The following is a 20,249-nucleotide window of genomic DNA, read 5'->3' as shown; positions in this document are numbered from 1 at the left end:
ATGCGGTTTGCGCCCTTTGTCCTTGTTGCTGCGCTGCTTTTGGCAGCTGCAGTGCGGGATAGTGTGGACCAATGGGTTGCGGACACCAAATTACCCAGCCTGCTCACGGACACGTCGGTGCAAGTGGTTGATCGGGATGGGAAACTACTGCGGGCCTATACTGTTGATGATGGGCTTTGGCGCATGGGCAGTCAGTTGGACGCCGTAGATCCCGGCTATATTGATATGTTGGTTGCCTACGAGGATCGACGGTTTTGGTCTCATACCGGGGTCGATCCTTGGGCCGTGATGCGTGCTGTTAGTCAAGCCATTTTGAATGGTGAAGTGGTTTCCGGTGGATCAACGTTGACGATGCAGGTCGCGCGGCTGTTGGAGGACTCCGGCACTGGGGCTTGGGAAGGTAAGTTGCGGCAAGTGCGTTTGGCATTGGCGTTGGAACGGAAGCTGAGCAAAGAGAAAATTCTCGAGCTATACCTGTCACATGCGCCGTTTGGGGGAAACTTGGAAGGGGTGCGCGCGGCGACTTTGGCGTGGTTTGGGAAAGAGCCGCTTCGGTTGACACCAGCCCAGTCTGCGCTCCTAGTCGCCTTACCGCAAAGTCCCAATGGCCGGCGGCCCGATCGGCATTCCAGCGAGGCAACAGAGGCGCGCGAACGGGTTCTGCAACGTGCTGTTGTTGCAGGGGGTTTGTCTGAAGGGGCTGCCTCTGCCGCGTTGATGACGCCGGTTCCAAATCGAAGGCGGAAGTTCCCAACAATCGCGCCGCATATGGCGGATCGGGTGGTGGCTGAGCGACCGGAAGCGGGGGTGCATCAGGTCACCTTGTCTCGGGAGCTGCAATTGTCGCTGGAAGGGCTTGCCGCAAAAGCCTTGCGTGGGTTGGAGGATCGCGTGTCGATCGCGATAGTGGTGGCAGATCATCACAGCGGGGAGATCTTGGCGTCTGTGGGGTCAGCTGGGTTTTCGAGCGGCGATCACCGGCAGGGATTTGTAGACATGACGCTGGCCAAGCGCTCGCCGGGGTCCACGCTTAAGCCATTGGTGTACGGGCTTTCTTTTGATCAAGGGCTTGTGCATCCGGAGACGCTCATCAGCGACACGCCAGTACGATTTGGCACTTATGCGCCGCAGAACTTTGACGGGCGGTTTCGCGGTGAATTGCGGGTGCGGGAGGCTTTGGCGCAGTCGTTGAACCTTCCGGTTGTTTTGCTGACGGATGAGATTGGCCCGGCCAATTTGATGGCGGCGATGCGCAAGGCGGGAACAGCGCCTGAGGTGCCCGGAGGGGTGGCTGGGTTGGCGGTTGCGCTGGGCGGGGTTGGGCTTTCACTTGAAGAGTTGGTGCAGCTTTATGCCGTCATCCCACAAGGCGGGTTGGCGCAAAATTTACGTTGGCAGTTTGGCGAAAAATCTGATCCGAGACAACGGGTTATCAGCCGTACGGCGGCGTGGCATTTGGGGGATATCCTGTCCGGGATTGCGCCCCCAAATGGGGCGTCGCGCAATGGGATGGCCTATAAAACCGGGACGTCTTATGGGCATCGCGATACCTGGGCGATTGGTTTTGACGGACAGCATGTGGCCGGGGTGTGGATTGGTCGCCCGGATGGGACGCCGGTGCCCGGCGCATTTGGTGCTGAGGTGGCCGCGCCGGTGTTGTTTGAGGTGTTTCAGCGCGTTGCGCCGGAGCTGACTCCCTTGGGGCCACCGCCGCCGGAGACATTGATTGTCAGCACCGGCCAACTGCCTGAACCACTTCGGAAATTTCGGGGCCGCAATGCTTTGTTTGAGAAACCGGACGATGCTCTCGCGGTGGCGTTTCCCCCGGATGGAGCGACCTTGGAAGGGGGTAACAGCGAGGTCATTCTAAAGGTCAAAAACGGTGCTTTGCCTTTCACCGTTTTGGCCAATGGGGCGCCGGTTGTGCGGCAAAGTCGGATGCGGGAAATGGTGGTGCCGATGACCGGAAAAGGCAGTGCAACTGTGACGGTGATTGACGCCAAAGGCGCATCAGATCGGGTCACGTTCTGGGTGGATTAACCAAGATTTGGCACGTCGGTATAGCGTCGGTATCACGACTGTTTTGCAGCTGTTTTGCGACTGTGCGAAATGTGGCGGGGCCAAAGGCATTAACCTTTGGCCCCACGCGCTGTTTGGCTGACTCTATCAGATGCGCTCGATGGCAATGGCGATGCCCTGACCGCCGCCGATGCACATGGTGATCAGGCCTTTGGAACCGCCGGTGCGGTCCAGCTCATACATGGCTTTCACTGTGATGATTGCACCTGTCGCACCGACCGGGTGACCTAAGGCAATCGCGCCGCCATTTGGGTTCACTTTGGCGGGATCAAGGCCAAGACCTTTGTTCACGGCAATCGCTTGGGCGGCGAAAGCCTCGTTACTTTCAATCACGTCAAAGTCGGTGATCGAGAGACCGGTTTTGGCAAGCAAGTTTTCCACCGCTGGGACCGGGCCAATGCCCATGACCTCAGGACGCACACCGGCGTGGGCATAGCCCAGCACGCGGAACCGAGGTGTCAGGCCAGCTTTCTCGGCGGCTTCGGCACGGGCCAATACAATTGCGCCAGCGCCATCGTTGATGCCAGAGGCGTTGCCAGCGGTGACGCGGCCATCTTTCTTGAACACGGTGCGCAGTTTTCCGAGGCTTTCCATGGTGGAGGCGGTGGGATGTTCATCGCGCGCAAATGGCACCATGTCGCGGCGCACTTTGACGTCGATTGGCACAATCTGATCGTCGAAGTATCCGGCCTCGATGGCGGCAGCAGCGCGTTGCTGAGACGCCAACGCAAAGGCATCCATGTCTGCGCGGGAGACATTGTGTTCATCCGCGACGTTTTCGGCAGTGATGCCCATGTGTCCGGTGCCAAATGGGCAGTTCAGCGCACCGAGCATCATATCGAGAGTTTTCACGTCACCCATTTTCTGGCCCCAGCGCTGGGACTGCATGATGTAGGGGCTGCGCGACATGTTTTCCGCGCCGCCTGCGACGGCAAAGTCTGCGTCGCCCAGCATCAGGGACTGTGTGGCGGAGACAATGGCCTGTGCACCTGAGCCGCAGAGGCGATTCACGTTCATCGCGGGCGTGGTGTCTGGGATGCCGGCCTGCATGGCGGCCACGCGGGACAGGTACATGTCGCGTGGTTCGGTATTGATCACGTGACCAAAGACCACGTGGCCAATTTGACCACCTTCCACGCCCGCGCTTTCCATTGCGGCTTTGGTGACGGTGGCGCCAAGATCGATGGGGGCGGTGTTGGCAAGGGACCCACCAAAGGTGCCAATGGCGGTACGCGCGCCGCCGAGAATTACGATGTCCGACATCTGTCGTCTCCTCATGAAATCGTGTTGACCACAGTATGCAGGCGCAGCATCTGCGAGTCAGGTGGAACGGTGCGTCACAGTTTTATCGCCCGTAGTCTTACGGAGGTGGTGTTCACGCCTTGATTGACAAAAGGCAGCGGATTCCCGCATTTGGGGGCATGAGTAACGATCTGCCTATCTTGGAACTTTTGCCGGCGCGGTTGCGGGAAGCGCGCCGTGCGCAGGGGCTATCGCTGGATGCGGTGGCCAAGTTGTCCGGAGTGAGCCGGTCTATGGTGAGCCAGATTGAGCGCGGTGAAAGCAGCCCGACAATTGCGACGCTGTGGAACCTGACGCGCGCCTTGCAGGTGGATTTTGCTGGCCTGTTGGATGCGCAGGCGGGCGACAAAGTGGATGTGCTGCGCGCGTCTGATGTGCCGCGGTTTGACAATATGGGGCACCTTTGTCTCATACGCATCCTGTCGCCACCGGAAGATGTCGGGGGCCATGAGGTCTATGACATCACCTTTGAGGCGGGCGGCGGCCTGAAAAGTGCGCCGCATACCCGAGGGGCGACGGAGCAGCTGACTGTGCTGGAAGGTGCGGTGCGAGTCACCAGCGGCGCAGCTGTGCAGGAATTGGGCGAGGGTGACACTGCGCGGTATGCAGCGGATGTGGCGCATGCGATTGAAGCCACAGAGCCCGCGCGGGTGTTTCTGATTGTGAAGAACGCCTGAGGAATGGCGATTAGGGGCGCGCCTGACCCTGGGTGGGCGCTTTCACTGCGCTAGATCTTGGCAGGCAACTCACGAAACCCGAAACCTAGCCGCCTGTGGAAACGTAGCAAAGCGCCCTCCCGTGGGGAGGGTCGTGCGCGCCCCGGGCTTGCTGCCCGTGGCAAGGGGCGTGCTACACTTCCACCAAATCTACCAAGCTCAACTCCTCAATCGCGGATTTTTGTCCGTTATAGTGAATTTCCCTCTTCCCGGATGTAAATCCGTTATGGTAGATGATTGTCCATCATTATGGAGAACCCCATGTCCGACGCTTTTCTGACCGACATCCGCGACACGCTCACCACTATTGAGGCCGAAGGGCTGATGAAAAAGGAGCGCATGATCACCTCGCCACAGGGTGGGGAAATTCAGGTGGGAGATCGGGAGGTCATCAACCTTTGCGCCAACAACTATTTGGGATTGGCGGACAATCCGGCGCTGATTGAAGCCGCCAAAGACGCGATGGACCCGCGTGGGTTTGGCATGGCCTCGGTGCGGTTCATTTGCGGGACTCAGGACATTCACCGCGAGCTGGAACAGAAACTGGCAAGTTTTCTGGGCAAAGACGATTCGATCCTGTTTGCCGCTTGTTTTGATGCCAATGGCGGGTTGTTTGAGCCCCTGTTGACCAAAGATGATGCGATCATTTCGGACAGTCTGAACCATGCGTCGATCATTGATGGCATCCGCCTGTGTAAAGCCAAGCGCTATCGCTATGCCAACAACGACATGGGTGACTTGGAGGCGATGTTGCAGCACGCGCGCAATGAAGGTGCGCGGCACATTATGATCGCCACGGATGGTGTGTTTTCCATGGATGGCTATCTGGCGAACCTGCCGGAGATCACACGTTTGGCCAAAGAGTACGGCGCGGTGGTGATGGTGGATGACTGTCACGCCACCGGGTTTATGGGACCAAACGGCGCGGGGACACCGGATCACTTTGGCGTCGACGTGGATATTCTGACCGGCACTTTAGGCAAGGCGCTGGGCGGGGCGATTGGCGGCTATATCGCCGGGCCGCAGCCGGTGATTGACCTGCTGCGCCAACGGGCGCGGCCGTATTTATTTTCCAACTCTCTGCCGCCGAGCATTGTGGCGGCGGGATTGGAAGCGATCCGGTTGGTTGAGGAAGGTGCTGAGGACCGGACGCGCTTGCGGGAGAATGCGCAGTATTGGCGCGCTGGATTGGAAAAGCTGGGCTTTGAGATCTTGCCGGGCGAGCATCCAATCATTCCGGTGATGCTGGGCGAGGCGCAGTTGGCGCAGGATATGGCAGCAAAACTGTTTGAGGAAGGCGTCTATGTGTCCGGCTTCTTCTTCCCAGTGGTGCCCCGCGGGCAAGCGCGGATTCGCACGCAGATGAATGCGGCTTTGACGCGGGATGAGCTGGACCGGGCGTTGGCGGCCTTTGGCAAGGTGGGCAAGGCGTTGGGGATCCTCTCATGACAAAACTTAACACCATGTCCGCGCTGGAGAAATCCAAGCCTGAGGAAGGGCTGTGGATGGTGCAGGCGCCGGTGCCGGAGATTGGGCCGGATGAGGTGCTGATCAAGGTCAACAAGACCGGGATTTGTGGCACAGACATTCACATCTGGAACTGGGATGACTGGGCCAGTGCAACAGTGCCGGTGCCGATGATCACGGGCCATGAGTTTGCCGGTGAGATTGTCGAGATGGGCCGCAATGTTGATGGGCTCAGAATAGGTCAGCGGTGCTCCGGCGAGGGGCATGTGGTGGGCCATGACAGCCGTCAGGCACGGGCGGGGAATTTCCATCTGGACCCCGGCACACGTGGCATTGGGGTGAACATTCAGGGGGCCTTTGCGCAGTATTTGCGCCTGCCTGCGTTCAATGTGGTGCCTTTGCCGGATGACATACCTGACGAGATTGGGGCGATTTTGGACCCGCTGGGCAACGCGGTGCACACCGCCTTGAGCTTTGATTTGCTGGGCGAGGATGTGCTGATCACTGGGGCAGGGCCGATTGGGATCATGGCGGCGGCGGTGGTGAAACATGCCGGTGCGCGGCATGTGGTGATCACTGACATCAATCCGGACCGGCTGGCCCTGGCAGAGCATGTGGTGCCGAATGCGCGGGCGGTGAATGTGGCCACGGACGACCTCAACGACGTGATGCATGAGCTGGGCCTGAAAGAGGGCTTTGATGTTGGGCTGGAGATGAGCGGCTCGCAAGCGGCGCTGGATCAGATGGTTGAGGCGTTGGTGATGGGTGGCAAGATTGCCTTGCTGGGCATTCCGCCGGGCAAGTCACCGGTGGATTGGTCGCGCATTGTGTTCAAGGCAATCACGATCAAAGGCGTCTACGGCCGCGAGATGTTTGAGACCTGGTACAAGATGATTGCGATGTTGCAGAACGGCTTGGATGTCAGCCGGGTGATCACCCACCAGATGCCAGTTGGCGACTTCAAAGAGGGCTTTGCGGCGATGAAAAGCGGCAAGTCGGGCAAGGTTGTGCTGGATTGGACCGCCTAACGCGGCGTTGCCTCCGTCCCATCGGCGATGGGCCTCCCCCAAGGTATTTAGTTAGGGAAAGGGAAAGCTCTGGGGCCGGAGGTTAACTTCACCGGTCCCGACGTTTGTCCAAAAAGGCGCGGATTTCTTCCAGCAGCGGCAAAGCTTCGGCAATGCGGTCTGGCGGGAAATGTTCCGCGACATCCATCATGTCCGGACCCAGCGCGGCAATGGCATCTTCGCGGAATTGACGTCCGGCATCGGTCAGCATGACACATTTGGACCGCGCATCTTTGGGGTTGGGTTCCAGCGTGATCAACCCGGCTTTGCTCAGGCCCGACAGGGTATGTGTCAACGAGGTTTTGGGCACTTGAAGTGCGGTGGCGATGTCCATTGGCGTGCGGCCGTCGCCCAGACGAGTCAGGTGATTGAGCACGGTGAAATGGGATACTAGAAACCCGTCTGGCAGACGGGTTTCAAACAGGCGGCTCGAAAGCTGATTGATAATCCCCACTTCATTGAAGAAGCGAAAAATGGTTGGGATTGTCTGCTCAGGTTTGGGCAATCTTTGCCTCCAAAGGCCAGCGTGGACTCGGCGCCACCTGGGGACCGTATCCGATACGTCCCAGCATTTGAACTGTTCCGCCGTTTGGCGCAAGCCGGTTGTGAATGGTGTGATATGCGCTGTCCATTTCCGGGTATTCTTGCAGCACCTGGCTCAGCGGTTGCAGGCCAAGGCCAAGGGATGTTGTGGCCAGATTGACCCGTACCCAGTTTTGACCGGCGATGATTTGGTCCACCCGCGTGTTGGTCTCTGTGAGTAGCCAGATATGCCCCATGGCTGTGTCGGTGTTGGCAAAGACGGCATCCAAACCAGCTTTATAAGCCGTTGAGGAGGTGACGGTTGCGGTTTCACGGGTGAACATGCCGGTGAGGTGCAGCGATTCAAACAGGGGGCCGGAGAAGTCGATGCCATCGGGGTTGGCGTTGACTTCGCGGTGGCCGATGCGGAACAGGTCCACACTTTCCTGATAGGTGTTTGGTGTTTCGACTTCGATCTGAAGGGCGGTGTGGGTCAGCTCCCGCAGTTCCGCTATGTCCTGAGCATCCACAGACCCACCAAATTGAACACCTTCACCGGTCGAGTTGGTCAGTTGCGCCAGTGTCTCAGGCATCACAACACGAGAGGTGTCAAACGGCTCTTTGTTGGAACGCCTGGTCATCACGTGTTGGAACAATGGATCAGGTGTTTGTGTTGGGTCTTTGGTGAATGCTGCGTGGGCAATTGCGCGGGTGTCCAGGCGGGTGGCATCTTCTCCTTCAGGAAACAGGGTGAGATCAACGCGAAAGCCATTCTGCGCGGCAGCCATGCGCATCACCTCGAGGAAACATCCCAGTCCGATAGTGATTTGGCGGTTCAGCGGATCGGTTTCTGGCAGCAACTTATCCAAATCGGCAAATAGGCTGACCTCTCCGTCTACCGACAGGTCAACAATCCAGGGCTGCCGGTTGTGTGGGTTTGGCGCAAGCAGCGCGTAAGACAGCGCCTTTTTGCGCGGATCTGTATAAGTTCCGGCCAATTCCCAGGGCGCGATGGCTTGGGTGGGTGACCGGGTCACCGAATATCCGGCGGTTGCCGCCGCTGCGGTGATGACACCGCCACCAATCAGGGCGAGAGATTTTCTACGGGAAATATTCATTGGGGACCTCATTTGTACGATATCGAACTATTTAGTGCGATATCGTACAAAGTCAAGCTTGCGGTAGAAAACTTGTGCACGTAGAAAAATTTAACAAGCGAAGTATTGAAACTGCCGGGCTGCGATCCCATTTACGGATTGAGACAAGCGGACATTATTGTCCCACCTCCGAGAGGCCAACGCAAAGGCCCTCGCCACCGCTCCGGTAGAGGAGACTTCTGAAATGCTCATCGCCATCTATGTCATCCTTGTCATTGCTCTTCCTGCCGCCATTGGCGCGCAGTTGGTGGCCAAAAACATCAATCGCGAAGATCCAACTGCCGGGTTTATGCTGCTTTTGCTGGCGGCCGTTCCTGCAGTTGCCTACGGGCTTTATGTTCCTGAGGGCATTATTGTGAACTTCCGGTTTGATCTGGGCGGTCCCGCTGCCTACGGGTTTGGTGTGCTGATTGGTGCGGCCATTGGCGCGGTCCAGCGCTGGGCGCCGCGTCGCGCCTGAGACATCTCGCGCAGGCTGTGTATCAGTGTTAGAAATGCTTTGCGTTTCAGGAGGTAGGGCATGGCTGTGATCCGACAGGCAACACAAGCTGATCAAGAGCGGCTGTATGAGGTGGTTGTCCAAACCGGCAAAGCCGGGAATGACGCGACGCCTCTTTATGATGACCCTAAAATGCTCGGACATATCTACACGGCGCCTTACGTGGTTTTGGCGCCGGACTTGGCGTTTGTGGTTGAGATAAACGGGCAGGTTGAGGGCTATGTGTGTGGCGTGGAGGACAGCCGTGTGTTTGAGGCGCAGCTTGAGGCCGCGTGGTGGCCTGCGTTGCAGGCGCAATACCCGGCGCCGGATGCCGCACGGCGGGCCACGTGGTCCGAAGATGAGCGGCGAGCAGATTGGATACACAACGCCGTGCCGACGCCGGATTATGTGGTGCAGCCGTATCCTGCGCACATGCACATGAATTTGATGCCAGCGGCCCGCGGCGGTGGGCTTGGGCGGCGGTTGTTTGACACGTGGCTGCAAGCGGCACAGGCGCGTGGCGTGGGGCCGGTTCACATCGGCGCTGATCCAAAAAATGACGGCGGCATTGCCTTTTGGCAGGCCATGGGGTTTGAGCGGCTGCGGCAGCCAGATGGCACGTTTTCTACAACCAGTGTTTGGATGGGACGCCCATAGAAGGGCGTTTCGTGGAATGCCAGTTGGGATCCAATATACATTGATCCAATATTTCTTGGGGCAAGACGAGGGTCTTGTTTGCGCTGTCCGGTCATCCTAGGGTGCATGGCGCTGAGTGAACATTGGTTCACCGCGCCAATAACGCAAGCCAACGGGACACTGAGCCACATGCGCGAGAAAATACTGGAGGCCACCGCAGCGATGCTGGTGGCACATGGCACACAAGCGTCGATGAGCAAGATTGCCAAGCAAGCCGGCGTTGCGACCGGTTCGCTGTACAATCACTTTGAGAACAAAGATGTGCTGATCCGTGCGGTGTATGAAGAGCTTGGTAAAATTGTTGAAAAGGCGCTGGTGGCAGGGGATGACCCAAGCCAAGCGGCACCAGAGAGGCTCAAGGCCTTTATCGATCGGCAGATTGACTTTGTCTGGTTCAATGAGAACCACGCGGACCTGCATGAGTATCTGTCCAATGTGCCGTTGTTGCCGCGCGAGGAGGTGCTCGACAGTTTCAAACGCACGTCAGATTTTATTGCAGAGCTGTTGCGCCAGCTTCAGGCTGAGGGTTGGGTGATCGCGGGTGATGTTGGGTTGTTTGGGGGCTTTATGGGGGGCGGCATTCGCAACACGTTGAAATGGCAGCGCTCGCTTGGGGTGACGCTGACGCCGGAAATGCGCGAACAGGTACACCACCTTTGTCTGCATGGGCTGCGCAAAGACAGCTGAGGCGCGTTAGTAATCTCGTTGGAAGAAGATGCCGATGCCGGTGTCGTCGTCTGAGCCAACCTTGCCTTTCACAGTCAGGTTGTCGTTCACATCCAGGTTCAAGCTGATCGAGCTTTGGCCTTTGCTGTCCACGCCCACCTCGGTGTAGACGTTTTCGTTGATGTATTTGCCCGCGCGCAGACCCGGTGTGCCGGATTCGTCAAAGGTCAGCCCCAGATCATCCAACCCAGAGTTTTCGCCAAGGCGTGGGCCTTGTGGGCCGCCACCAGAAAGCTGAGCCAAAGCGGCAGCAAGTTGCGCGGCTTGCAAGGCGGAGATGCTGGACAGGTCGCGGCCAAACAGCAATTGGGAGAGCACTTCGTCTTCGGGCAGTTCCGGATCACTTTCCAAGACAATTTTGGGGTCGTCCAAACGGCCGTCCAAAATCACGTAGACGGTGGCGTCAGGTTGCTCAGAAATTGCCACCACCCGCATTGTGGGGACCAGATCCCCCAGCATGGAAATGCGCCCCTCATCCAACTCGAAGTTTTTTGCCAGGAAAGACAGGCGACCGCGGATCAGATCAATCTCGCCGTTGGGGCGGATGTCATTGGTGGTGCCGCCAATTTTCATACCACCGTGGAAGTCGGCGTTCAGACCCAAGCCGCGCACTGCGATGCGTTCTGTTGTCTGAATGTCCACGTCCAGGCCAAAGGAGGGCGCAGAGGAGCCGCTTTTCTTTTTCGCAATCAGCCCTGCGCGATCCCGGGTGAGGCGCACTTGTGCGGGTTCGTTGATGTGGCGGATTTCCGGAATGGGACCGGCGCCGGACAGCCCAGCAGGTGTGACGTGAATGTCGGTTTTGCCAAGCAAGATATTGCCGCTGATGTTGCCGCCACCAGTGAGCGGGCCAGACAGGGTGATGGTGCCATCCAACTCGGTTTTGAGAAGTTGACCCTGTTGGATAATGATATCTGTCAGGGTGACCGGCAGGTTGGCGGAGAACGGTGGCGCGAGGGCCACGTTGCCGGCAACACTAATTTGGCCGCCGCCGGAGAATTGTGTCGTGATGTTGAGATCGGCAGCCCGACCGTTGAGGCCAACAGTGCCGCGAATGTCCTCAAAGGCGACCCGCAAATCCGGAAGAACAAAGCGGGCGCCGCCCAGTGAAACCGTTCCTGTGACCGCCTCCGGTCCGAGCGCACCTTTGAGGCGCAGGTCGTAGTTGGCGATGCCTTGAATGGAGTTGGGCTGCAAAAAGATATTGGCTGCGGCGAGCGGCACGGTTCCAGCCACGGAGATGTCATTGGCGTCGCCCGTGGGGTCAATCAAACCCTGGCCGGCACCTTTGGTGTCAAACGGGCCGGTGCCTTTGAAATCAACTTTCCAGCCGTTGGGTGCCTGCTCCGCGGAGGCTTGGATGCGCGCTTTGCCAGGCAGTTCGGGCACAAAGACCTGCACCTGGCCCACTTCCAGATCAATGTCAGCCGCGCCGTTGCCGGATTTCGGCAGGGTGGCCCGGATGGTGGCGGTGGTTTGCGCAGGGGCCTTGGCCGAGAGATCAAAAGCCCAATCGGCGCCGGTTTGCACCGCGCGACCTTTGGCGGTGGCGGGGCCGTTGATGCCTTCGAGCACCAGTGCCAACTCGTTGAGAGCCGCTTCAAAAGTGAGATCGCTGTTTTGGCTGGCAAGTGTGCCGGCCCCGGCGGCGGAGAGCTGTGGAGTTTTTACGTTTACGTCGCGCAGGGTGATGCCAGTTTTGTCCCGTTTGGCGGATACGGATACCGTGCTGGTCCCCGCCAGCAGCGCGTCGGCGCGTGGATCAGCGATTTTGAGGTCTTGGCCCGTGGCACTAAGCGTGAGGTCAAAGCCTTGTGACACGGGCAGAACGGCCCCTTTGAGTTGAGCGTTCAGCGCGCCAGCGAGGTCGCGTTTGGCAAAGGTGGAGAACAGCGAGATGTTGTCGACTTTGAGTGTGGCGTCCGCGTCGACCATCAAGTCTTGGCCACTGCCGCTGACGTGCACAGTGCCGTTTGACCCAAGGCTGTTGGTGCGCAGTCTGTAGTTGGACAGCGTCAGCCCAACATCCTTTTCCCAGACCACATCGCCTTGGAAACCGCCATTTGAACCAACAACTGTGGCAAGGTCAGGATCAGACAACTGTAGTCCCCGCATGCCCATCTGAAGCTGGGCTTCCACACGTGGCGTGGGCTCTTCCTGCAATGTGCCTTCGCCAAACAGTGCCACACGCGCCAATGTGAGTGTGTCGGTTTTGAGATCGTCCACTGTGCCGCTCAAGGTCCAGCGATCGCCACTTTCGTGATCAAACTTCGCAGCCAGTTCGGCGCTCTGCACGAAATTTTTGGGGCCTTTGAGCGGCAGCAACACTGGTTTGCCGGTTTCGTCGCGCAGTTGGATGTCCAGATCAAAGCTGTCTGGCAATCCGTTTGCGTCAATCGCCATTTCGCCGTTCAAATTCAGGGAACGGGAGCTGAGCAAGAGTTGTTGCAAGGTGATGCGGCCATCGCCAAAGCGGCGCAGAAGTGTGCTGAAGCCAATGTTTTCGCCCAGGAAATCTTTGTAATCCGGTGCAAAGAGCGGCGCCATGTTGCCGCCAAGATCAGCGCGGACCACCTGAGTTGCGGCGCTTTCCGGAGTGGCCCCTGGCTCGGTGGCCAATTCGACAGAGCCTGCGAGTCGCTGTTCGCCATCACTGGTCAGCAGGATGTCGGCGATGAAATCGTCAAGGGAGCCGTCGCCTAACACCGTGAGCGCCATGGGTGGCTCGCCGGGGATTTTGGCCTTGGTGACTAGCAGCCCGCCTGCGTCTTCGTGCACTTGCAGATCCACGCGCAGATTTCGGGTTTCGTTGGAGTAGGCTCCGTCCAAGGCAAAACGAGCCGCTGGGCCATCTAGGCGTGCGGCCGTTAACAGAGCTTCGCCGTTGCCGCCTTCGAGGATCAGGCGTGCGGTGAGGGAGAGATTAAGCTCTTCTCCCAAAAAGCTCTCCCCCAGCGTGATGCGATCTGCTTTTAGCGACTGAATGTTGATGCTGACCGGCAGCTCGGGCAGCGAGAACGGGGTGGCCTCAGCCGTGGGTGGCGCATTGGGATTGGGCGCGGGGGCACGGGCGAGGATGATCTCGTTGGCGCTCAACTCGTTGATGTTGATGTTGCCGCGCAGAACGGCGAGGCGGTTCCAATTGAGCGTCATGCCACGCATGGTCAGCCAGGGGCCATCGGCATCGGACATGCGGATTTCTTCGACGGTGGCGTTGGAGCTGATTGCGCCTTTGAGGCCAATGACCTCAACCGTGCGGCCATCGCCTGACAGCGCATCCTCCAGAAAATTGGTCAGCATGCCTTTGTCTTCGTCGCTGGCCTCAGGCTGCTCGGCCTCTTGTGCCGCAAGTGTCAGAGGCCAGATCAGGCAGAGAAGGAGGGCGAGATACCGCATCAGTACGCGTGTCCAATCCCGATGTAGAGTTGCAGGCCATCGCCGGTGTCGCCGTTGACTGGCGTGGCGAGGTCAAGCCGCAGCGGGCCAAAACCGGTGTTATAACGTACACCCAAACCGGCACCGGAGTGCCAATTGCCGTCACCGCTGAAGTCAGATTTTTCACCGACGAAGCCGGCATCATAAAAGGCCACGGCAGAGAAATGGCTGCTGATCTTCACACGCATTTCGCCGGAGAGGCCCAAAAAGGACAGGCCGCCGCTGTCCACGCCGTTTACCGTCACAAAGTTGGACTGATACGGCTGACCACGCACGGTGCCGCCGCCGCCGGAGTAAAACAGAAGATCCGGGGGCGTGTTACGGATTTCCGGCCCCAAGATGGTGCCAAATTGCAAACGCCCGGCGGCGATGAATCCGTTATCCGCGCCAAATCCGCGATATCCGCGCAGGTCGCCCTTCAGGTAAAGGGCGCTGTCGGCCTCCCCAAAACCGTAATAGGGAAAGGCGTTTCCTTCGACGTAGTAGCCGCGGGTGGGGTTGGCAATGTTGTCGCGACGATCCATTTTGGTGGTCACCGGCACACCGAAGAGATGCAGCTTACGTTTGCCGTAATTGTCGTCCACGTCTGAGAAAAAGAGACCCAGGCCTGCGGATGTTTCAAAGCGCTCGGAGTGGATGGTTTTGACACCTGCGACCACAGACAGCTGACGCAGCCAATAAAGGTCTTCGTCTTCTTGTTTGAGTTCCGCCCCCAGTGTCAGTGCGGTGTTGGAGCCAAACGTGGCGGGGCGGGTGTAAAGCGTGCCAAGCCGGTAGTTCACGCCGCTGTTTTGCGCACCGAGGTTTTCAATCGCGAAATCAAAGCGCAGGTTTTCTGCGCCGCCGCGTAGGTTTCGGTGCAACCAATAAGCCGACAGGCTTAAGCCGTCGCGGCTTTCCAACTCGGCGCCAAAGCCAAACCGGCGGGGTGGGTTGTCCACCAATGCCAGTTCCATATCCAGGGTGCCATCCGGGTTGGGGTCTTCTGCCTCGCGCAAATCCACAGTGCGAAAGGTCTCGGTGCGCCGCAGGCGGGCAGAGACTTGTGCCACGGTTTGAGGGCTGAAGGTTTCTCCTTCCGGCAGGTCGGCAATTTCATGTACGCGCTCTGGGCGCACTTTGGATTGGTCTTGGTAGATCAGCTTGCCGAAAGTCAATTTTGGCCCTGGGGCCATGGTCAGATCGACGTCCAGCGTGGCCTTTTTGTGATCAGCGGTGATGCTTTGATCCCCAACTTTGGCCTTGGCGTGGCCTTCGTCGCGCCAGCCATCTACGCCAGCGCGGGCCGCGTCTGAGATTGCGGGCAGGCTCGCGGGCTGTCGTGGAGCGAAGCTTTCTGGCAGCTCTGTGGCGGGCACAATGGGGGCAATGTCTGTTTTGCCAAACGTGAAACTCGGGCCGGGATCGATTTGATAAACAACCTGACCGATCGAGGATTTGCTCGCAAAGGGAGAGATGTTGTGGGCTTCTTGGCCGTCCACGCGGATGGACACTTTGGGGCTGAAATACCCAAGGGAGTACAGTGTGCTGACCATTCGGCGATAGTCGGATTGCGCGGCAGCAATGATGTCCTGCGGATCAGAGCTGCCCTCTTCTTTGGCGGAGTGGGTCAGGGTGGCGGCCAACAACCTGGCTTGTAGATCTTCATCGCCGTTGGGTGTTGTCAGCTGGATGTCAAAAGCGGCTACCGGCATGGCCAAAGCCAGGCTCAGAGCTGTCGCCAAAATCGTCGTTTTGCCCGAAAACTGGACCCACCGTGCGCCTGTTTGCAAAGCATCCCCCATGCGCGACAAAAAACTCTTCAAAATGCTTGGGCAACAGGCAGAATGTTGCCCCTTAGCGGCAGACTAGACCAAGCGTGACTCCGTGGCCATACGGCAATCACATACTTCGCACAGGATTGGTGAGACCGCGCTTTGAAAAAAAACAGTCTCAGCGTATGACAGAGACACATTGTCTTGAGAATTCTTATGCATAGGCTGCAACAGTCTCTCCCCGTCGTCTTTGTGCGAAGCGTTTTGTTTTATGTTCTGGCTGGCCTTGCGGCGGTGCCGTTTCTGTTGTGTTGGCCTGCGTTGCGTGGACCGCGCCGGACTGTCTACGCCATTGTCGATCGCTATCTGTGGGTGCTGTTGTGGCTGCTGCGCAGTGTGTGCGGCATCAGGTATCGGGTTGTGGGACAGGATCAGCTGCCAAAGGGGGCGGTGTTGATCGCGTCCCAACATGAAAGCACCTGGGAGACGTTGTTTTTCCAAGTGCTGTTTGATCATCCGGTGATGTACGCCAAAGCGCCAATTTTTTCCTATCCGGTGTTTGGCCCGGTGGTGCGCAAGTTTGGTCATATTCCGGTGACGGCTGGGACAAGCGCGGATGCTATGCGCGCGGGGTTTCGTGCGGGGGCGACAGCGGTGAAAGATGGCCGGAGTTTGGTGATTTTTCCCAGCGGCACACGTCGTCAGGACGCGGATGCACCGCAGGCCGGGGTTGGGGTGCTGTATCAGCTGGCCGGTGTGCCAGCAGTGCCGGTCCGGTTGAACTCCGGCGCGGTATGGCCGCATGGCAGTTGGTTGAAGTTCCCGGGCACAGTAGAGGTGCAGATTGGGCCGGTGATTGAGGCCGGCTTGGACCGGCGCGATTTTATGCAAATTTTGAGCGCATCTTTGGTAGGTGATCCCGTTCCGGGAGACTCGAAAAATCCCTAAAATTTCTCATGTATTCCATATGTTAAGGCGGGAGTAAGAGCTGCCGATTAGGTGTCGTGTCAGGGTGAGAAAAAGGTGATGGCGATGGCTAGTAATTCCAACGTCGCTCCGGTGATCATAAAACGTAAGAAGGTCATCGCAGGCGGCGGACACCACGGTGGGGCGTGGAAAATTGCATACGCGGATTTTGTGACCGCCATGATGGCATTCTTTTTGCTGATGTGGCTGATCAACGCGACAACAGAACAACAACGGCTGGGGATTGCAGAATTCTTCAGCCCAACGGTGCCACTGAACAAAGTGTCCGGTGGTGGCAACGCTATGTTTGGTGGCGATAGTGTGCAGGAGCACAATATCCTGTCACACGCAGGCGTTGGCGGATTGCCAACCGCGCTTAAGGACAATCCGGATCCGGTTGAGTTTCAACAACCTGGCAGCGGCAGCGATGATGCCGACTTCGCAAAGGTTGAAGACATGTTGATTGGCGGCGGAGGCGAGAGTCTGCTGGCTGACAACGTCTTGAAACACGTGGTCACACGATTGACCGACGAAGGGCTGGTGATCGAAATCTTTGATTCCGAAGCGGAACGTCTGTTTAAGCCAAAGAGCGCGGTGCCGATGCCGATCCTTGTGGATCTGGCCAAGGTTCTGGCGGAGGTGTCCAATATGGTGACCAACCGAGTGGCGGTCGAAGGGCATGTGCGCAGTAACTTGATTACAGTGCGGGAAAATACCAGTTGGCAACTGTCATCGATTCGCGCAGATGAGCTGCGCAAGCTGATGGAAACCTATGGTCTGGAGACAGAACGGGTGGCGCGAGTGACCGGGCACGCGGATCGTGAACGGGTGTCAAATGTGCCGCGCGACCTGCGAAACAACCGGATCGAGATCATTCTGCTAAGATCGGATCGCTGAGCAAAAAAGGAAATATGGTACGCCGTTAGGCCGCTGTTAATTCCGATTGTCGTAACCAAACAGACGACGACCGAATTGATACAGCAGAAAGGCGTACCATGTCGATTTCCTCTTCGCTTAATGCCGGAGTGGCCGGGCTCAATGCCAATGCCACCCGTTTGGCGACCATCTCTGACAACATCGCGAACTCTGCGACCTACGGTTACCGTCGGGTTGAGACTGATTTCCAGTCGATGGTGACCGGTGCCAAGGGTGGTAAATACTCCGCAGGGGGCGTGCAGGCGAACTCTTACCGTTTGATTGATGAAGGCGGTTCTCTGACGCCAACCACAAACCCAACCGATTTGGCGGTGCGTGGCCGGGGCTTTATTCCTGTGACCGCCGCAACGGCCATCAAAGCTGGCGATACAAGCCCGCCGATGATGTTGGCCACAACCGGCTCGTTCCGCCCGGATGCGGATGGGTATTTGGTGACAGAAGGCGGATTGGCCTTGATGGGTTGGCCTGCTTCTGCCGACGGCAGCATTCCGAATTATCCGCGTGACACCGACACAGGTCTCAGCCCTGTGCGGCTTTTGACGTCACAGCTGGTTGGGTCTCCAACCACGTCTGTTGATCTGGGTGTGAACCTGCCCGCGACCTCCACTGTTGCCGGTGCGGCGGGCACCATGGAAACCTTGAGCATTGAGTATCACGGTAACCTTGGCCAGGCAGAGACTCTGAGCATCGAATTCACCCCAACTGTTCCAGCTGCCGGTGCCTCCAACGAATGGCAGATGGTCATCCGTGATTCCGCTTCCGGCGGTGCCATCATTGGTGACTACACCATGACCTTTGACGACGGCCGCACCACCGGTGGTCTGCTTCAGGCCGTGGTGTCCAACCCTCCAGGTGGCGCTTATGACCCGCTGACCGGTAGCGCGATTCTGAACGTGGCTGGCGGTCCGTTGGAGTTCAGTATCGGCATGATAGGCACCGAGGGTGGCATGAGTCAGCTCGGCGATGATTACGCCCCACTCAACATCGACAAAGACGGCGCTCCGGTGGGGTCCATGACCTCTGTTGAGGTGGACAACAACGGCTACGTGCATGCCTATTTTGATACCGGGATCACCCGGACTATCGCGCAAATTCCGTTGGTAGATGTGCCCAACCCCAATGGCATGGGCATCTCGCTGGATTTCCAAACCTATGTGCCGTCCAACGAAAGTGGTCCTTACTTTATGTGGGATGCTGGCACCGGTCCGTCTGGTGAACTTCTGTCCTATGTTCGTGAAGAATCAGCCACCGATGTAGCGGGTGAGCTGACCGACATGATCCAGACTCAGCGGGCTTACAGCACCAACGCCAAGGTCATTCAGACCGTGGATGAGATGCTGCAAGAAACCACCAATATTAAACGATAAATAATCGCGCCGAGGCCGTTGTCGGCCGGAAAGGATAAGCCATGAGCATTTCAAGCGCTCTGTCCAATGCACTAACTGGATTGTCGGCCTCAGCGCGCCGGGCAGAGGTGGTGTCTTCCAACATCTCCAATGCCATGACCGAAGGTTATGGGCGGCGATCGCTGAATCAGTCAGCCGCCCTTTACGGCTACTCGGGCGGGGTTAAGCTCGAGGGCACATCGCGCAACGTAAACCCGGTGACCATCGCGGAACGTCGTTTGGCAGATGCGGGCACAGCTTTGGCCGCCGGGACCAATATGTTCTACAACCGCCTGGAAAAAGTGGTTGGCACACCGGAAGATCCAACCAGCCTGTCTGGTGTGATGGCGGGCTTTGAAAGCTCGTTGGCGATGGCCACCGGTGCGCCGGACAGCGACATTCGCCTGGCCAATGTCTCGCAAGACGCGGAACGTATTGCAGATGCGTTTAACGACGCCTCTGATGGCATTCAGAAAATGCGCACGGAGGCAGACTCCAACATTGGCAACATGATTGAAAACCTCAACGGGCTGCTTCAACAGACCGAAGAGGTGAACCGGAAGATTTCTCTCGCCATCAACCAAGGCCAGGAAACCGCGTCGTTGGAAGATCAACGACAGGTGCTGGTCGACCAAATTGGTGAGCTGGTGCCGGTGCGCATGACCCCGCGAGATCGTGGTGGCATGGCACTTTATACCACCAATGGCGCCGTGCTTTTGGACGGCAAAGCGGCCACTATCGAATTTACCGAAGTGGGCACGGTTGAGCCTCATATGACCGAGGCCAATGGCCTGTTGAACGGCATCTCAATCAACGGTTACCCGATGCGAATCGATAGCGACAAAGGCGCGCTGTCCGGTGGCGCGATTGGCGCACAATTTGCCATTCGCGATGAATTTGGCACCCAGGCGCAGGCCGACTTGGATGCAGCAGCCCGCAACCTTGTGGAGCGGTATCAAGACCCGGCCATGGACCCAACTTTGGCACCGGGCGACGCAGGTTTGTTCACTGATGCGGGATTGGCGTTCAATGTGGCCAATGAGGTTGGTCTGGCGGGCCGTCTGGAGCTGAACAATCTGGTGGATATTGACGGGGCCGGGGAGACCTGGCGCCTGCGCGATGGTCTTGGGGCCGCGGCGCCAGGGGACGCGGGTGACGCGACCCACCTGAACCGGATGCTCGATGCGATGCAGGACCAAATTGTTCCGGTGTCTGGCGGTTATGGCAGCAAAGCGGTCTCCATGAGTGAGATGAGCGGCAAGTTTTTGTCCAGAATCTCCGGCGCGCGCGTGCAGAGCGATCAGGATGTGGCGTTTGCTAATGCCCGTCTCACCTCGCTTGAGGAAATGGAGCTGATTGACGGTGTCGACACTGATCAGGAGCTGCAAATGCTGATGCTTGTCGAACAGTCTTACGCGGCCAATGCAAAGCTCATTCAGGCCGTTGATGAAATGATGCAGGAACTGCTGAGGTTGTAAAAATGGCAATTACTTCGATTGGGGACATGGCGTCCCATATGATGAACACGCGCCGCACCACAGCGGTGAAACAAGATCTCAA

16 protein-coding genes are annotated in these 20,249 nt (G+C 58.1%); 11 read left to right on the top strand and 5 right to left on the bottom strand.

Features of this window, described 5'->3' with window-relative positions:
- Nucleotides 1–2,040, top strand: coding sequence for a penicillin-binding protein 1C (gene pbpC, locus QZ517_RS06705; RefSeq protein WP_294224069.1), 2,040 nt, complete (start codon nucleotides 1–3; stop codon nucleotides 2,038–2,040).
- Between the two features lie 126 nt (nucleotides 2,041–2,166).
- Here pbpC and QZ517_RS06700 read toward each other — a convergent pair whose 3' ends face one another.
- Complete coding sequence (locus QZ517_RS06700; protein ID WP_294224066.1) at nucleotides 2,167–3,342, bottom strand: acetyl-CoA C-acyltransferase family protein; 1,176 nt, start codon at nucleotides 3,340–3,342, stop codon at nucleotides 2,167–2,169.
- A gap of 158 nt (nucleotides 3,343–3,500) precedes the next feature.
- On the opposite strand from QZ517_RS06700, the gene QZ517_RS06695 reads away from it, so the two are divergent.
- The 3 genes from QZ517_RS06695 (at nucleotide 3,501) to tdh (ending at nucleotide 6,592) form a co-directional block, all read left to right on the top strand.
- The gene (locus QZ517_RS06695; RefSeq protein WP_294224063.1) at nucleotides 3,501–4,058 is read left to right on the top strand and encodes an XRE family transcriptional regulator; all 558 of its coding nucleotides are present in this window, start codon (nucleotides 3,501–3,503) and stop codon (nucleotides 4,056–4,058) included.
- 300 nt (nucleotides 4,059–4,358) lie between these two features.
- Entirely contained in the window at nucleotides 4,359–5,546 is a 1,188-nt protein-coding gene (locus QZ517_RS06690; protein ID WP_294224060.1) for a glycine C-acetyltransferase, read from the top strand.
- 14 nt (nucleotides 5,547–5,560) lie between these two features.
- Nucleotides 5,561–6,592 (top strand): L-threonine 3-dehydrogenase, encoded by a 1,032-nt coding sequence (tdh, locus tag QZ517_RS06685; RefSeq protein ID WP_294224121.1) that lies wholly within the window; start codon nucleotides 5,561–5,563, stop codon nucleotides 6,590–6,592.
- Between the two features lie 88 nt (nucleotides 6,593–6,680).
- On the opposite strand, the gene QZ517_RS06680 is transcribed toward tdh, so the two are convergent.
- A complete protein-coding gene (locus QZ517_RS06680; protein ID WP_294224058.1) occupies nucleotides 6,681–7,136 on the bottom strand; it encodes a MarR family winged helix-turn-helix transcriptional regulator in 456 nt (151 codons plus the stop codon).
- Nucleotides 7,123–8,271 carry a twin-arginine translocation pathway signal protein gene (locus QZ517_RS06675; protein WP_294224055.1) on the bottom strand — a complete coding sequence of 383 codons (1,149 nt, stop codon included), beginning with the start codon at nucleotides 8,269–8,271 and terminating at the stop codon, nucleotides 7,123–7,125. Before QZ517_RS06675 ends, QZ517_RS06680 begins: the two co-directional genes overlap by 14 nt.
- 223 nt (nucleotides 8,272–8,494) lie before the next feature.
- Between QZ517_RS06675 and QZ517_RS06670 the strand changes: the two genes are divergently transcribed.
- The 3 genes from QZ517_RS06670 (at nucleotide 8,495) to QZ517_RS06660 (ending at nucleotide 10,174) form a co-directional block, all read left to right on the top strand.
- The gene (locus tag QZ517_RS06670; protein WP_294224052.1) at nucleotides 8,495–8,770 is read left to right on the top strand and encodes a hypothetical protein; all 276 of its coding nucleotides are present in this window, start codon (nucleotides 8,495–8,497) and stop codon (nucleotides 8,768–8,770) included.
- Between the two features lie 60 nt (nucleotides 8,771–8,830).
- Nucleotides 8,831–9,448 carry a GNAT family N-acetyltransferase gene (locus tag QZ517_RS06665; protein WP_294224049.1) on the top strand — a complete coding sequence of 206 codons (618 nt, stop codon included), beginning with the start codon at nucleotides 8,831–8,833 and terminating at the stop codon, nucleotides 9,446–9,448.
- A gap of 168 nt (nucleotides 9,449–9,616) precedes the next feature.
- Nucleotides 9,617–10,174, top strand: a complete 558-nt coding sequence (locus tag QZ517_RS06660) for a TetR/AcrR family transcriptional regulator (protein ID WP_294224044.1) — start codon at nucleotides 9,617–9,619, stop codon at nucleotides 10,172–10,174.
- A 6-nt stretch (nucleotides 10,175–10,180) separates the two neighbouring features.
- Here the strand turns inward: QZ517_RS06660 and QZ517_RS06655 are convergent, their stop codons facing one another.
- Nucleotides 10,181–13,609 carry a translocation/assembly module TamB domain-containing protein gene (locus tag QZ517_RS06655; RefSeq protein ID WP_294224041.1) on the bottom strand — a complete coding sequence of 1,143 codons (3,429 nt, stop codon included), beginning with the start codon at nucleotides 13,607–13,609 and terminating at the stop codon, nucleotides 10,181–10,183.
- Entirely contained in the window at nucleotides 13,609–15,432 is a 1,824-nt protein-coding gene (locus tag QZ517_RS06650) for a BamA/TamA family outer membrane protein (RefSeq protein ID WP_294224038.1), read from the bottom strand. Before QZ517_RS06650 ends, QZ517_RS06655 begins: the two co-directional genes overlap by 1 nt.
- 234 nt (nucleotides 15,433–15,666) lie before the next feature.
- On the opposite strand from QZ517_RS06650, the gene QZ517_RS06645 reads away from it, so the two are divergent.
- The 4 genes from QZ517_RS06645 (at nucleotide 15,667) to flgK (ending at nucleotide 20,167) form a co-directional block, all read left to right on the top strand.
- Complete coding sequence (locus QZ517_RS06645) at nucleotides 15,667–16,350, top strand: lysophospholipid acyltransferase family protein (protein ID WP_294224035.1); 684 nt, start codon at nucleotides 15,667–15,669, stop codon at nucleotides 16,348–16,350.
- 84 nt (nucleotides 16,351–16,434) lie between these two features.
- On the top strand, nucleotides 16,435–17,265 hold the full coding sequence (locus tag QZ517_RS06640) for a flagellar motor protein MotB (protein ID WP_294224033.1): 831 nt from the start codon (nucleotides 16,435–16,437) through the stop codon (nucleotides 17,263–17,265).
- Between the two features lie 98 nt (nucleotides 17,266–17,363).
- Nucleotides 17,364–18,671 (top strand): flagellar hook protein FlgE, encoded by a 1,308-nt coding sequence (locus QZ517_RS06635; protein WP_283424677.1) that lies wholly within the window; start codon nucleotides 17,364–17,366, stop codon nucleotides 18,669–18,671.
- Between the two features lie 41 nt (nucleotides 18,672–18,712).
- Nucleotides 18,713–20,167, top strand: coding sequence for a flagellar hook-associated protein FlgK (gene flgK, locus QZ517_RS06630; RefSeq protein ID WP_294224026.1), 1,455 nt, complete (start codon nucleotides 18,713–18,715; stop codon nucleotides 20,165–20,167).
- Nucleotides 20,168–20,249: the final 82 nt, after the last annotated feature.

Origin of the sequence: uncultured Shimia sp., assembly GCF_913054185.1 — a bacterium.
Lineage (GTDB): Bacteria > Pseudomonadota > Alphaproteobacteria > Rhodobacterales > Rhodobacteraceae > Shimia.
This window is presented reverse-complemented; position numbering and strand designations above follow the sequence as displayed.